The sequence below is a fragment of the Pseudoalteromonas sp. DL2-H2.2 genome (assembly GCF_021532535.1).
Classification (GTDB): domain Bacteria; phylum Pseudomonadota; class Gammaproteobacteria; order Enterobacterales; family Alteromonadaceae; genus Pseudoalteromonas; species Pseudoalteromonas rubra_A.
Map to the genome: position 1 here is coordinate 44,151 of NZ_JAKGBD010000011.1, position 13,733 is coordinate 57,883.

Consider the following 13,733-nt stretch of genomic DNA (forward strand, 5'->3'; position numbering starts at 1 on the left):
AGGTAAGTGCTCCATATCAGAGCGCTTACCTATAAAGCACCTTTTCGCTTTCCAAAATTTCTTCATCCCGATACGGACCGAAACCCTCATGCTGTGCGCCTGAGGCGGCTGCCGTGTCTGTCATTTTTGTCTTGGCGTGCGTGCCATTTTTCTAGTCATTCTCAGGTAATATTATGAAGCAACAGGGATCTGTCGACCATCTTCGTTCCCCCGCCGGGGCCGAAAACAAAGTTAAATATCGCCTCCCACACAGCGGGAGTACAGCGAAGCGACTGGCCAAACTGGGTGATGCGCTTAAAGAGTTAAAAGCACACAGTCACGCCAGTACCCAATCCGTCAACCAGCTGTTGAATGCCATGTCGCAACTCAATGCCATGGCGCTGCTGGACCCAAACGAAGCCAATTTACAAGCCCAGCTTAGGCAATTTTTTAAGCCGGCTGCGAAAGAGCAGGCAGCAGATGCCGGGGCGACCCCAGATACGCTTGAGGCGGAACATAGCGAGGTCTTTGAGCACTCAGATCAGTTAGTGCAGGCCATAGATAAGCTGACGTCGGCGATTACCAGTCTGGAGTTGTCGCCGGCTGTTGTAGTCAATAGCGCCCAGCAGGCTGCGTCAGTACCACAGCCGATGGCGACTGCTGCGCAATTTGTTGCACCGCAACTGAGTGCGCCGCAGCAGGCGACACACCTTGAAGTCAATGGTGCAGCGGCTGCTCCGTCTGCATCCGTTGCAGGTCCGCTTAGTACGCAGCAAAACACGGTTTCGGTTGCACCTGCAACGGGAATATCTACCGAGCTTGGACAGCTAACAACACTGGCTCCGCAGCTGGGTGAGGCATCTGGCCTACCCACAGTGGTAGCGCAATTTAAAGCGACCCTGCCGGCACTACAGCAACTGGATTTGGGTGGAATGCTAGCGGGCGATCTGCAGGCAATACAAGCCGCATTGCCGGTGCTGCTGGATGTTGCAGATATACCCGGATTGCAAAAAACACTGGCGGCCGAGTTGCCAGCGATGGCGCAACTGGATCTGGCTGGTGTGTTACAGGGCGATCTGCAATCTTTGCTGGAAGTCACGCCAGGTGTGTTGACTGAGCTGGGTCTGGATGGTGCCTCAGGGGCCGTAACCCGGGCACTTCCTGCGCTCAAACAGCTGGATATGGCCGGGATTGTCAGTGGCGATCTAAGCTCATTGCTGGATCAGGCACCACAGGTCTTCAGTGCCCTGGATATGCCGGGTGCAGCCCGCAGCATGGCCAATATCCTGCCTGCGCTACAGAAAATTGATGCGCAAGGCGTATTGAGCGGGGATTTAACCTCTTTGGTTGAAACCGCGCCTGAGCTGTTCAATGCCTTTGGTATGAACGAGGTGGCCACACTTTTTGAGCAACATTCGGGGCTAATCCAGAAACTGGATGTGAAGGGCCTGATGAATGGCGACTTGTCCTCACTCAGTGAGGTAGTGCCGGAGGTCTTTGAGGCGCTGAACATGCCGGGCGCAGCGCAGGCGATGCAAAAAGCCATGCCGGTGTTTGCCAAGCTGGATCCGGCGGCCCTGGTGGAGGGCGATCTCAGCAGCTTGTTGCATGCGACGCCTGAGGTGATGCGTGCCTTTGAGCTGGATGAGGTCGCTGACAAATTCCAGGCGGCGATCCCTGGCCTGACGAAACTAGACATGAAGGGCATTGCACAGGGCGACTTGTCGAGCCTCATGAGTGCTGCGCCTGAGCTGGCTGACGCGTTGCAACTGGGCGATGCCGGGCAGCTGATAGGTGCAGCGCTGCCTGTGTTACAAAAGTTTGATGTGGATGGTCTGCTGGCTGGTGATTTGTCTTCACTGATCGAAGCTGGTCCTGAATTACTGCACGAACTGGGTATGGGTGATGCTGCAAATTTACTACAGCAACATGCTGGAGTGGTACAAAAGCTCGATGTTAAAGGCCTGATGAACGGCGACCTGACATCGCTGGGTGCTGCGGCACCTGAATTGTTTAATGCCCTGAATATGCCAGGGGCTGCACAGGTGATGGAAAAAGCCATGCCTGTGCTGGGCAAACTTGACGCATCGGCCATGATGAAAGGCGATCTCAGCAGTTTGCTTGATGTGGCACCTGAGTTGTTCGAGGTACTTGAGCTGGGCGATGTGGGGGCCGTGATGCAGTCCGCGTTACCGGCGCTGCAAAAGTTTGACCTGGACGGTCTGATGAGCGGCGACTTGTCTTCTTTGGCACAGGCCGGCCCGGAGTTGCTCAATGCCTTTGGTATGAAAGATGCCGCCTCTTTATTACAGCAACACTCAGGCATTTTTGAACAGCTCAATATTAAAGGGGTGATGGACGGTGATCTGTCCTCTTTGGTTGATATCGCCCCGGATGTATTCAGCGCACTGGGTATGGATGATGCAGCTTCCTTTATGGAGCAACATGAAGCGGTGTTTAAGCAACTGGATGTACCCGGTCTTTTGCAAGGCGACTTGTCCTCTTTAGGGGATGCGGCGTCTCAGTGGCTCAGTGATTCTGGCCTGTTTGGCGACAGCAGCGAAGAAGGTGGGCAGGCAGGCGACGCGCAGGGTGAGCCAGATCAGAGCGATGTGGCATCAGACTCGGAATATGCAGACTCTGAGGATGCGGCTTACGAAGAATTTGATGAGTATGACTTGCTTGATGAAGCCGAGCAGGACGACGAACAAAAAGACCAGGATAAGAAGAAAAAAGACAAGAAGAATAAGAAAAAGCCAGGTAAAGGCCGTAATAAAGGCAAAAAGGGCAAAGGCAAGGGCGCTAAAGGCAAAGGAAAAGGCGCGAAAGGGAAAGGTAACACACGCAAGGACGTATCAGCGCGACCAGGCAAGACGCGTGCTAAACCCGGCAAATCTCATCCAAAGCCCAAGCCTAAACCTAAACCCAAACAGAGTAAGCTTGGCAATGTCATGCGTCAGCTCGATAAAGGCAGTCAGAGTCCACAAAAAATGACGGCCAACAGCCCTAAAAACGCCAAGCTTGGTCAGTTTGCAGGGAAAAAAGGTGGCTTTCTGAGTCGTCTGCCCGGGGCCAAACTATTTGGCAAGATGGCGGCGCCTCTGAGTGCAGTCATGGGCGCAGTTGATGTCGCGACGACCTTGTCTGATGATACGCTGACAGCGCAGCAGAAAACCCAACAGTTAGGCACTGCGGTGGGGGGAGCCGGAGGAGCCTGGGCCGGAGCTGCTGCGGGTGCTGCGTTGGGCTCCGTCATTCCGGGTATTGGAACGGCCGTTGGTGGCCTGATCGGCGGTGCACTAGGCGCCATGGGCGGAGAGTCTGTCGGAGGCTGGTTAGGAGACAAGCTCGGAGGCTGGTTTGAGGATGACCCCGACCCAGAGCTAAGTACAGACATGGTCTCTGAAGAAGTTGAGGAAGCGGCAATTGCGACTTCCGAGCTTCATCCGGAGCCTGTAACGCCCGAGCAATCAGACATCAAGCCGGGAGATTTGGCCAATCAGGCAAGCAGCAATGTGCTGCTTCAGGGCCTTGCAGGGCCGCTTGGTCCGGTGATGTCGCTGACGTCAACTCTTTTTGGTGACAGCAAAGTGGCAAATGAGCCGGCGTCGGCGGAGGCTGAATTGCCAAATGAAGCGCCGGGTGGGTTGCTGAATGAGGTCGGCAGTAATGCACTGCTTCAGGGCCTTGCAGGGCCGCTTGGTCCGGTGATGTCGCTGACATCCAAGCTCTTTGGTGAGGGCAAGTCGACCACTGAGCCTGCATCGACAGAGGCGAAGCTGGCAGGCAAAACGCCAGGTGGCTCGCTGAGCGAGATTGGCAGCAATGCGCTGCTTCAGGGTCTAGCGGGGCCACTTGGTCCGGTGATGTCGCTGACATCCAAGCTCTTTGGTGAAGGCAAGTCGACCACTGAGCCTGCATCGACAGAGGCGAAGCTGGCAGGCAAAACGCCAGGTGGCTCACTGAGCGACATTGGCAGCAATGTGCTGCTTCAGGGTCTTGCGGGGCCACTTGGTCCGGTGATGTCGCTGACATCCAAGCTCTTTGGTGAGGGCAAGTCGACCACTGAGCCTGCAGCGACAGAGACGGAACTGGCTGGCAAAACGCCAGGTGGCTCGCTGAACGAAATAGGCAGCAATACGTTACTTAAGGGACTAACAGGGCCATTTGGCTCGATAATGTCCTTGTTCGCTCAGCCTCAGGGAAATCAAAAAACCGACAAAGCCAGAGTCCCTTTGGGTACCTCGGGTAAGTCGGTTAAAAGCCGCATGTCGGGTACGGTTGCCAAAGCGCTCAATAGTCCCGGCATAGGTATGAGCAGCCAGTTTGGACCATTGTTCAACGAAAGTGCGGATGCTGCACAAGCGTCAGAAGCTTCTCTGTTCGAACCGGGAACCAGGGCAAGTAAGAATGGCCAGCAACCGGCGCGACCTGGTTTTAAGCTGCCTGTGGCAGCGAATGACTCAGCATTCTTGGCACAACAAAGTCAGTTGAAAACGCCAGTGGACGGTGTGTTAGGCGCACTGGGTATAACCGCAGGGCCACTTGGCGCGGCGCTGCAACTAGCACAAGGGGGTCAGTCACAAGCTGCCTCAGCCGGTGCAGCTCAATCTGGCCCAGGTGGCAGCCTGGTCTCGAAGGTACTGGGGATGGCACTGGGTCCTGTGGGTGGCGCTGCGACAAGTTTATTGGGTGGCTGGTTCAACCAAGGTGCCGGACAGGAAGGAGCTGAGGGATTGCACTCTCTTGTGTTACCCGATTCACCAGCGACGAATTCTGATGGCGCAAGTAGCGTCTTTACTCAGGCCGAAGGCTTTATCAAAAACCAGTTTATCAACCCCTTTAATCTGGTGGCAGGCACAGCTTCGGCCTATGCAGGATTGAAAGGTCAGCAACACAATCCGGTGCATAAGGTTGCCAAAATCGGTAACCTGGCGGGGGATGCACTGAACTACCATACGGTATGGCAGGCAGCCAACGATGATGCGCTGAGTGGCTCGCAAAAATCGGGTGTGATTGGCGGTACGCTGGGCGGCATGTTTTCAGCCAAGGCCGTGAGCGGGTTGATGGAAAACAGCCGCAACCCCTGGCTTAAGATGGCAGCACCGCTGGCCGGGTTTGCGACCAATGCACTGGTGGGCTCACAAGTAAGCAGTTGGTTTGGTGATGAACCAAAGGCGAACGCCAAAGGTAATGTCACCGCTCAGACTGCGCTGCCGTTTGACCCGGACGCACTGTGGCATTTGTCAGACTCCGACGCGACGTCCAGCACGCCTGAGTCTTCACATTTTGCATCCGATAACCGCACCGCACAGGTGACGGTGAACGCCAATATTACAGTCAATGCTCGCAGTGGCGAACAGGCGCAAGATATTGCGATTCAGGTCAAGCAGTTACTGGAACAACAGCAACAGCAGGCCATTTTGGACCTCAATGCTGGCTATTTCAATCATGTGGCTTGATAGCCCAATCCACAATTCAGGTGAACTATGAGTAATACCAATCATGCCAGACACATGATGCAGCTGGGCAGCTATAAGTTCTCGGTCAGCTCGGCTGCATTTAATAAGTTGAAGTACGACACACAATACCGCTGGAAGAGCCTGGAGGCACCAACGGATGACAACAGCCCGTTAATGCAGTTTATCGGCGTGGGTGAGCAAACGCTTGACCTGGAAGGGACTATTTTCCCGCAAATGGTAGATAACGGGCTTAAACAACTGGACTACATGCGAGAAGAGGCCGCCAAGGGGCAGCCTTTAACGCTGGGTTATGTAGAGCAAAGTGGCAACACCAGCCCCAGTGTGGGGCGGGTGCTGGGTAAGTGGATCATCAACAGCATCAGTGAAACGCGCACTTTGTTTTTTAACGACGGTATTCCACGTGAAATTCAATTTTCTATGCGACTGGGTCGCTATCAGGCGATCCTCAGAGAGCCTGAGTAGGAGGTATCATGAAAGGCGTAAGTTATGTAACGCGCGATGGTGATTGTTTGGATCTGATCTGCTATCGCCATTACGGACAAAGCTCAGGTACGGTGGAAAAGGTGCTGGGGGCTAATACCGGCTTAGCCGGGCTCGGTGCGATTTACCCGGCTGGCATTGAGATTTTTCTGCCGGAATTGCCCAAGCCTAAGACCAAACATGTGATCAATATTTGGGATTAGTTATGAATCAGCAACCCTATTTTTCTATCAAAGCGAATGGTAATGAAGTCACCAAGCGCCTCAAAGATCGGATCGTTGAGGTCAGTGTGACGCAGCGAACGGGTTTGCTCAGTGATGTGTGTAAGGTGCGGTTTGATAACCTGGAAGAGTTTCCTATCCAGCTGCCAGAGCCGGGAAACGTGCTGGAAATCGCGATGGGGTACAAAGATGGTACGCCGGATACCCATGCTGCGCTTACCCCGGTGGGCAAGTTTGATGTCGGGGCATACGAACTCACAGGGCCTGCCAGAGCACTGACTTTATATGGCAACAGCATCATGTGGGATGTCGACTTTAAGTCGCCCCGGTTTCGTTCCTGGCCGCAGCAAGGCAGTGAAACGCCCGTCACATTGGGAGATTTGGTGGCGCAAATTGCCTCTGAATATGGCTTACAAAGTGGGGTCAGTGATGCATTGCGTAGTATTACTTTGCCACATCTGGAGCAAAGTGAAAGCGACATGCAGTTGCTCACGCGTCTTGCTTTGCGCTACGACGCCGTGATGAAAGTGGCGGCCGGTAAACTGCTGTTTGTGACCAAAGGAAGTGGGCAGTCGTTGTCCGGTCAAACCGTTACCTCGGCTACGCTGAGTAAAAACCAAATTATACACTGGGCCAGAGTGAGTAATCATTATCACCTGGTGGGGGCCGTACAAGGCTTCTACCACGACTCAGACCAGGCGCAGCGGATGTTGGTGCAGGCCGGCAGTGGCGCGCCTGTGATTAAGCTGCCTTACCTTTATCCGGATGAAGCCAGTGCACAAGCGGCTGCCGATAGTCAGCTGACGCGTCTTAAGCGCGCCCATGGCGCGGTTCAACTTACTGTGCCCGGCAATCCAGAGATTGTTGCCGGAGCATTAATCTCGGTTGATAGCTCAGTGGATCACCTTGAAGGCGACTTTTTTATCACTGAAGTCACTCATCGGCTGACATCAACGGGGTACATTAGCCTGATCAAGGCAGAGCAACCCAATTAGTCCTGCCATCGCATCGCCCTGATGCGAGTAAGTCCTTTCTCCATGCCTTTCCAATCAGCACCATGTGAATCTTTTTGGGTTCGCATGGTGTCATGTCAATAAAGCCCGGGTCTTGTTCAGTTACGCTGCAAATAGATCAGAACAGCTCTATATCAGCGCTGTTGGTGCTGGCTGCTCGGTCATCGAGGAGTGCTATGAGCTGGGTGAGTTGCCGTTCTACCTCTTTACCAGACTGTAGTTTGGTGTCCGCCGACGCTCTTGCCGCCAGGATCATGGTGAGAAGCTGTTGCTCGGCCTCTTCAGATAATTCGTTATCTATACTCAAAGTGCAAAACAAAGATTCCAGCTGTGTCTCTAAATCGTCAATCAGGCCCACAATGCCGTTTTTTATGTTGGTATTTTGGGTTTTAAACTGGCGGATGGTTTGACGCAACTGCTGCTCCAGCAACACCCGGTTGATACACTGTTCCATACCATCCATCACATAGGCGAGATAATCTCGCATTGTGCCCGCCATTTCTGGATCTTCAGGCATATTTTTTACCAGTAAGGAGGCACGGCGCCAGTTAAACGCCGCCCTGTGCTTACCAAATGCCATGATCCGGCTTGCCCCGTGTAATGACTCCAGTAAAGCCGCATCGATATTTTTAACCACCCCGTCATCAAAAAAGCAGGGGCTGGTGTCGTGACTTCGAACGATCAAAGAGCATTTCAGGCCAAATCCGCGCGTCACGTTAAAAACGGACTGGGCCAGGTGTTCCAACTCGTGGCAATGAAAGCTATCCCGATAAAACCCCATCACAATTCCCAATGAAGAGAGCGCCGATAAGGCTTTGACTGCCACGTCATCCGCGTCATCGGGTTTAGCGGCGCGCGCCTGATGCGATTTAAGCAGGGCAGACACTTTGATGTGCAGCTCTTGTTCGTCTACCGGTTTGGCAATAAAGTCGTTGCCGCCGGCATCATAGGCTTTTAAGCGCTCCTCTAACGAGTTGAGGTTCGAGAAAAACAAAATAGGCATGGTGTGCCCGGCCACTCTTAACTTATACGCAGCCTCGTAGCCGCTCATGCCGGGCATCTGTATGTCCATCAGGATCAGGTCTACAGTGCCCGATTGTGCTGCTTTTAATGCGTCTTCACCGCTTCTGGCTTCCCTGATAAGGTATTTTGAGGACAACATGTGATTGTGATACTCCAATACAAACTCATCATCATCAACAATCAGAATTGTTTCCATTGTGCTCATCCTAAGTCAAACCTTCAGCTGAAGTTGTGTTGATCCGTTGTGGGATTGTCTGCCACAGCTCCCAAACGCCTAAATCAAGACTAGAATACAAACAAGGACTTTACCACTGACTTATCTGTCTGGGAGGCAAGGTGAGATCATTGTTGTTGATATGGGTATGGATACTGATGTGTGCTTGCACGGAGCAACCGCAGGCACAGCTGCGGGTCGGTTTTAATTTCTGGCCAGGCTACGAGACGCTACGTCTGGCCAAACAACAGGGTTATCTGGCGGACAATATTCGGCTTGTTGAACTGATGTCAGCCACCGATACCATGGATGCATTTCGTCATGGCCGTATTGAGGTGGCGGCGTTGACGCTTGATGAAGCTTTGGTGTTAGCTGGTGAGGGCATTGCGCTGAACATTGTGCTGATCATGGATATTTCCAATGGTGCTGATGCTGTGGTTGCGCGTCAATCTGTGACCGATCTGAGGCAGCTTAAGGGCAAGCGCATTGCGTATGAACAAACTGCCGTGGGAGCGCTGATGTTACACGAAACACTGGAAGCCGCACAATTGCAAATGGCCGACATTGAAGCGGTGCATTTGCCGGTCAACCAGCACTTTCAGGCTTTGCAGACACGCCATGTTGACGCCGTCGTTACCTTTGAGCCGGTAACGACCCAGTTACGTAATCATGAACATCAAATTATTTTCGACAGTGCAGAGATCCCCGGAAAAATTGTGGATGTGCTGGTGGTCAGAACGCAGCAGCTGAGCCGTCATCAGACGTCATTGCGGTCTCTGATCTCGGCGCAGTTTGCAACACTTTCATACATTGCACAAAACCCAAATCATGCCGCCGAATTGATGTCGCCCAGGTTGGGGCTTGAACCGGATGATTTGCTTTTAGCGCTCGATGGCATGGTGCTTGCGGATGCGGCAACAAACCGGGCACTGCTGGTTGGTCAGGGCGAAACGCCACCATTACAGACAACGGCTGAGCAGTTATTATCTGTGCTGCTTGAGCATCATATGATAGACACCGACGTTGATGTGAATAGCCTGGTCGATGCGAGGTTTGTCATACAATGAGAAGTCTGATATTGCCGCGCTCACTGGCATTTTGGGTGCCGGTGGGGATTATTGCATTTTGCCTGATTGTGCTGACGCTCAGCACCATAGTGATTTACACTGGCAGCCGGGATGTTGCTCAAACGAGCCACCAGTCTCATGCAAACTATATGCTGCTGACACTTAAGCGTCATGTTGAAGTGAACCTGAGCTTAAATAAGCCCGATGAGATCCGTCATGATATCTCTGTGATGGGGACTGTGCCTGAGGTTTTGAACATTACGGTGACCGATAACACCGGACGGGTTATATTCAGCAATCATTTTTCTGATATCGGCAAGCTATTGCCAGAGATAGCCAGTCACAGCTCTGCTCAGTCACTCACCAAGGCGCTGGCTGGTAATATGCCCGTGATCACCTTTTCGAGCGATCATAGTCAACTTGAAGCCCTACAAAGCTTTGCCTTACCGTCGCACCTTGAGCTGCGCTCCAGTCGCCGTGGATTGGTTTTTCTGCGCTATAATCTGGCTTTTAGCGAGCAGGCGCTGTGGCAGCAAATTCGCTTTGACTTACTGCTGCTGTGGAGTGGCTGCGGGCTACTGATGCTGCTGGTCATGATATTGCTGCGCAGCCGTATTATTACCCCACTGGGAGAGTTGGCCAGGCAGGCAACGCTGCTGGCCAGTAGCGCTGAACCGCTCAAGCCCGTGCGTTCTGGCTTTAAGGAAATTGCGGCTTTGGCGAATACCCTCAGTTGGGTGTCGCACGCCATTGCGGAACATATTGCTGCATTGGATAAAAATCAGCAGGAGCTGGAATCTCAGGTTAGCTTGCGCACAGAGGAATTACGCAGCGCAAATCTTAACTATGAACAGGCGCAAAAAATGGCGCGGCTGGGCCGCTGGGAGCTGGACGATGGCCTGATGCACTTTTCACATGAAGCATACGACATAGTCGGTGCGAGCCCATCACAACCGGTGAGCATACGTACTTTATTTGGCCATTCAGAAGACGTTGCAGAGGCTGCGATGCGGGCCATCTTAGATGAGCAACAGACCCACCATGATTTTAGTTATGAATTGCATTACAAAGCAGGCGCACGACGGTTTGTCCGTTTGGTGGCTGAGCGTTGCCAGGACAGCAATACCGGGCGCAGTAAGGTGGTGGGGATTGTCCAGGATATCTCAGAGCAGATGCGTAAGGAGCACTCACTGATTGAAAATCAGGCCATGACTCGCGCAATCATAGATACTGCCGCTGATGCCATTATCGTGATCAATACCCGTGGTGAGGTGCAGGAATTTAGCCCGGCCGCGGTCGATATGTTTGGTTACGAGCCCTCAGAGGTGCTGGGTAACAATCTAAAAATGTTGATGCCTGAGCCTGATCGGAGCCAACATGATCAATACATGCAGGACTATTTCACCACCGGGGTCAAAAAGGTCATAGACAATAAGCGCGAAGTGACGGCTCGGAAGAAAAACGGGGCATGCTTTCCCATTGATCTGGCCGTGGCGGAAACCCAGGTTGGAGACATTACCTACTTTACCGCCATTATTCGCGATATTACTGAACGTAAAGACGCCGAGAAAAAGCTCCTTGAAGCCATGCAGGCAGCACAAAGCGCTACGCGGGCCAAATCGGAGTTTCTGGCCAATATGTCTCATGAAATTCGCACGCCCATGCATGCCATAACCGGGCTGACGCACCTGGCTATGAAAATGGATGCGCCCCCCAAAATGCGCAACTACCTGAACAAGATCCAATATGCGGCAGACAGCTTGCTACTGATCTTGAACGACATTCTGGATATTTCAAAAATTGAAGCCGGTAAACTGAGCCTGGAATCGGTGCCATTTAACCTGGCTAAGGTGGTGGATCATGCTTGCGAATTGATAGCAACTCGGATGGAGGAAAAGCTGCTGACCTTTGAGGTGCACTGTGCGGAGGATTTACCTGAGGTACTGATGGGCGATCCCCTGCGCCTTGGCCAGGTGTTGCTCAACCTGTTGAGCAATGCCGTTAAGTTTACTCCCCGTTATGGCAAAGTCTCGTTGCAGCTGGCAATTCAGGCTCGTAGCGAGCGCAGTGTGCAACTCTTGTTCACGGTCTCGGACTCTGGCATTGGGATCTCCCAGGCACAGCAGAAAACGTTGTTTTCCCCTTTTACACAGGCCGATACTTCAACCACCCGGCAATTTGGTGGTACGGGTCTGGGACTGGCAATTTGTAAAAACCTGGTCCGTCTGATGGGGGGAAAAATCTGGTGCGAAAGTGAAGTGGGGCAGGGGGCTCAGTTTATGATTACGGCTGAGTTTGATATTACGCTTGAACAGGATGAACCCGTACCGCAATCAGGTCGGCTTGATGAAACTCTGCTTGTTGAGGCCCTGTCGGGTGCTGTGGTGTTGTTAGTTGAGGACAACGACATTAATCGCGAAATCGCTCAGGAGATTTTGCAGGATGCGGGCATGGAGGTGATCACGGCGGTGCATGGTAAAGAGGCCATTGAGCGTTTGTGCGATAGCCAGGTAGACCTGGTTTTAATGGACTGTCAGATGCCTGTGATGGATGGCTACACGGCAACCCGGGAGATCCGCAACATGCCAGACTGTGGGCAAGTGCCGATTATTGCCCTGAGTGCCAATGTGATGCAGCACGACCTGCAACAAATCAAAGCCTGCGGGATGGACGATCATATTGCCAAGCCTATTAACGTTGAGCTGGCATATCAGAAGATCTACCAGTGGCTGCATCGCAAGCCGCTCAGGCAGAGTTTGGCGCAGGACAACACGCCATTGCCCAGTGCGCCACCGCCTGTTTTATCCGCGGAGCCTGCCGTCCAGCCTGAACCTGAGTCCTGTGAATTACTTGATTTTGCTCAGGGGCTTAAACACGTTAATGGTAACGCGGCCTTTTATCGTAAAATGTCCGACAAGTTTATCGCAGCCCAGCACGAGTTTTGCGCATCTCTGACGCAGACCTTGCAGGCGCAGGACATAGAGGGCGCCATCAGAATGGCGCACACACTCAAAGGCCAGGCGGGTTATCTGGGGTTATTGCGCTGTGCCGAGCTGGCCGCACAGTTGGAGCGGGCGATTGCGGATCAGGTGCCACAGCTGGCGCAGCAGATACAGGCACTTGATGATGTTTTGCAGCGTTCCTGTGCTTTGTTGAAGGCGGTATTTGAAGAATAGTTGATTTTGGACGGCTAAACATCTAGAAGTTGAAATTTATTCCCATTACGTCATAATGTCGCTGGAAAGCGGATCTGTTTAATAAGGTCCTGTCACTGAGGGGAACATCATGCCAATCACAGTCACCGACGATTTACCTGCCATCAGCCATTTGCGCCACGAAAATGTCTTCGTGATACCACAAAGTCGAGCCAGCACGCAGGAGATCCGGCCAATGCGGCTGGCCATACTGAACCTGATGCCCAACAAGGTGGAAACCGAAGTGCAGTTTATTCGTCTGCTGGCCAACACGCCCTTGCAGGTGAATGTGGATCTGCTGCGCCTGGACACCCACCGCAGCTCCGACAATTCCGAGCAGCATTTGAATATGTTTTACCGTTATTTTTCGGATGTCCGAGAAGAAAATTACGATGCGCTGATTGTCACCGGTGCGCCATTAGCACATCTTGAATACGAAGAAGTGACTTACTGGGAAGAGTTACAGGCATTTTTTGACTGGGCCGAACACCATGTAACCTCAACACTATTCTCCTGCTGGGCGGCACATGCCGGCCTGTTTCATCATCATGGCCTGAAGCGGGAACTTAAAAAAGACAAGCTGTGCGGGGTGTTCCGCCACCACTGCTACTTTGAACATGGTGCACTAACCCGTGGCTTTGACGATGAGTTTTTGGTGCCCCATTCCCGTTATGGTCATATTGAAGCCAGTAAAATCGATGCCTGTGAGGAGCTGGTGACGCTGGCGGGCTCTGAGCGAGTCGGGGCCTACCTGATCAAAAATGTGTCGGGCAGTCAGGTGTATATTACCGGGCACCCGGAATACGACGCCGATACCTTGAGTAAAGAATATTTCCGCGATTGCGAAAAAGGCCCGGATGCACCTAAGCCGGAGAATTACTTTCCAAACAACGATGCGTCTGCAAAGCCATCCAAGACATGGCAAAGCCATGCCTTTTTGTTATTCTCCAACTGGTTAAACTACTATGTTTACCAGACCACACCGTACGATATTAATCTGGTTAGCCAGGATGTAAGGACTAACAATTATGCCGAATAAACAAGCCACCACTGCAGCCG

At 52.7% G+C, this 13,733-nt stretch carries 8 protein-coding genes; 7 read left to right on the forward strand and 1 reads right to left on the reverse strand.

The features are described 5' to 3' along the window. The first annotated feature begins 173 nt into the window (after positions 1-173). From L1285_RS17495 to L1285_RS17510, 4 genes are read left to right on the forward strand one after another with little or no spacing between them, the layout of a single operon-like run. Positions 174-5,441, forward strand: a complete 5,268-nt coding sequence (locus L1285_RS17495; protein WP_235413449.1) for a hypothetical protein — start codon at positions 174-176, stop codon at positions 5,439-5,441. A 27-nt stretch (positions 5,442-5,468) separates the two neighbouring features. Continuing rightward, the gene (locus tag L1285_RS17500; protein WP_046005618.1) at positions 5,469-5,924 is read left to right on the forward strand and encodes a phage tail protein; all 456 of its coding nucleotides are present in this window, start codon (positions 5,469-5,471) and stop codon (positions 5,922-5,924) included. 8 nt (positions 5,925-5,932) lie between these two features. Then, the gene (locus tag L1285_RS17505; protein ID WP_046005619.1) at positions 5,933-6,145 is read left to right on the forward strand and encodes a tail protein X; all 213 of its coding nucleotides are present in this window, start codon (positions 5,933-5,935) and stop codon (positions 6,143-6,145) included. A gap of 2 nt (positions 6,146-6,147) precedes the next feature. Then, positions 6,148-7,158: a phage late control D family protein gene (locus L1285_RS17510; RefSeq protein WP_235413451.1), complete on the forward strand. Its 1,011-nt coding sequence runs from the start codon at positions 6,148-6,150 to the stop codon at positions 7,156-7,158. A gap of 136 nt (positions 7,159-7,294) precedes the next feature. Here the strand turns inward: L1285_RS17510 and L1285_RS17515 are convergent, their stop codons facing one another. Continuing rightward, positions 7,295-8,395, reverse strand: a complete 1,101-nt coding sequence (locus tag L1285_RS17515) for a response regulator (RefSeq protein ID WP_235413453.1) — start codon at positions 8,393-8,395, stop codon at positions 7,295-7,297. Between the two features lie 176 nt (positions 8,396-8,571). Between L1285_RS17515 and L1285_RS17520 the strand changes: the two genes are divergently transcribed. The 3 genes from L1285_RS17520 to L1285_RS17530 all read left to right on the forward strand — a co-directional run bounded on the left by L1285_RS17520 (position 8,572) and on the right by L1285_RS17530 (position 13,713). After that, entirely contained in the window at positions 8,572-9,480 is a 909-nt protein-coding gene (locus L1285_RS17520; protein WP_235413454.1) for an ABC transporter substrate-binding protein, read from the forward strand. Then, complete coding sequence (locus L1285_RS17525; protein WP_235413456.1) at positions 9,477-12,656, forward strand: PAS domain-containing hybrid sensor histidine kinase/response regulator; 3,180 nt, start codon at positions 9,477-9,479, stop codon at positions 12,654-12,656. The genes L1285_RS17520 and L1285_RS17525 overlap by 4 nt, the downstream gene beginning before the upstream one ends. 109 nt (positions 12,657-12,765) lie before the next feature. After that, entirely contained in the window at positions 12,766-13,713 is a 948-nt protein-coding gene (locus tag L1285_RS17530; protein WP_235413458.1) for a homoserine O-succinyltransferase, read from the forward strand. The last annotated feature ends 20 nt before the right edge of the window (positions 13,714-13,733 follow it).

Bases quoted from the DNA above. Each gene is read 5' to 3' on its own strand.
- L1285_RS17530 (WP_235413458.1), top strand. From the start codon at position 12,766: ATGCCAATCACAGTCACCGACGATTTACCTGCCATCAGCCATTTGCGC.
- L1285_RS17495 (WP_235413449.1), top strand. From the start codon at position 174: ATGAAGCAACAGGGATCTGTCGACCATCTTCGTTCCCCCGCCGGGGCC.
- L1285_RS17510 (WP_235413451.1), top strand. From the start codon at position 6,148: ATGAATCAGCAACCCTATTTTTCTATCAAAGCGAATGGTAATGAAGTC.
- L1285_RS17505 (WP_046005619.1), top strand. From the start codon at position 5,933: ATGAAAGGCGTAAGTTATGTAACGCGCGATGGTGATTGTTTGGATCTG.
- L1285_RS17500 (WP_046005618.1), top strand. From the start codon at position 5,469: ATGAGTAATACCAATCATGCCAGACACATGATGCAGCTGGGCAGCTAT.
- L1285_RS17525 (WP_235413456.1), top strand. From the start codon at position 9,477: ATGAGAAGTCTGATATTGCCGCGCTCACTGGCATTTTGGGTGCCGGTG.
- L1285_RS17515 (WP_235413453.1), bottom strand. From the start codon at position 8,395: ATGGAAACAATTCTGATTGTTGATGATGATGAGTTTGTATTGGAGTAT.
- L1285_RS17520 (WP_235413454.1), top strand. From the start codon at position 8,572: ATGTGTGCTTGCACGGAGCAACCGCAGGCACAGCTGCGGGTCGGTTTT.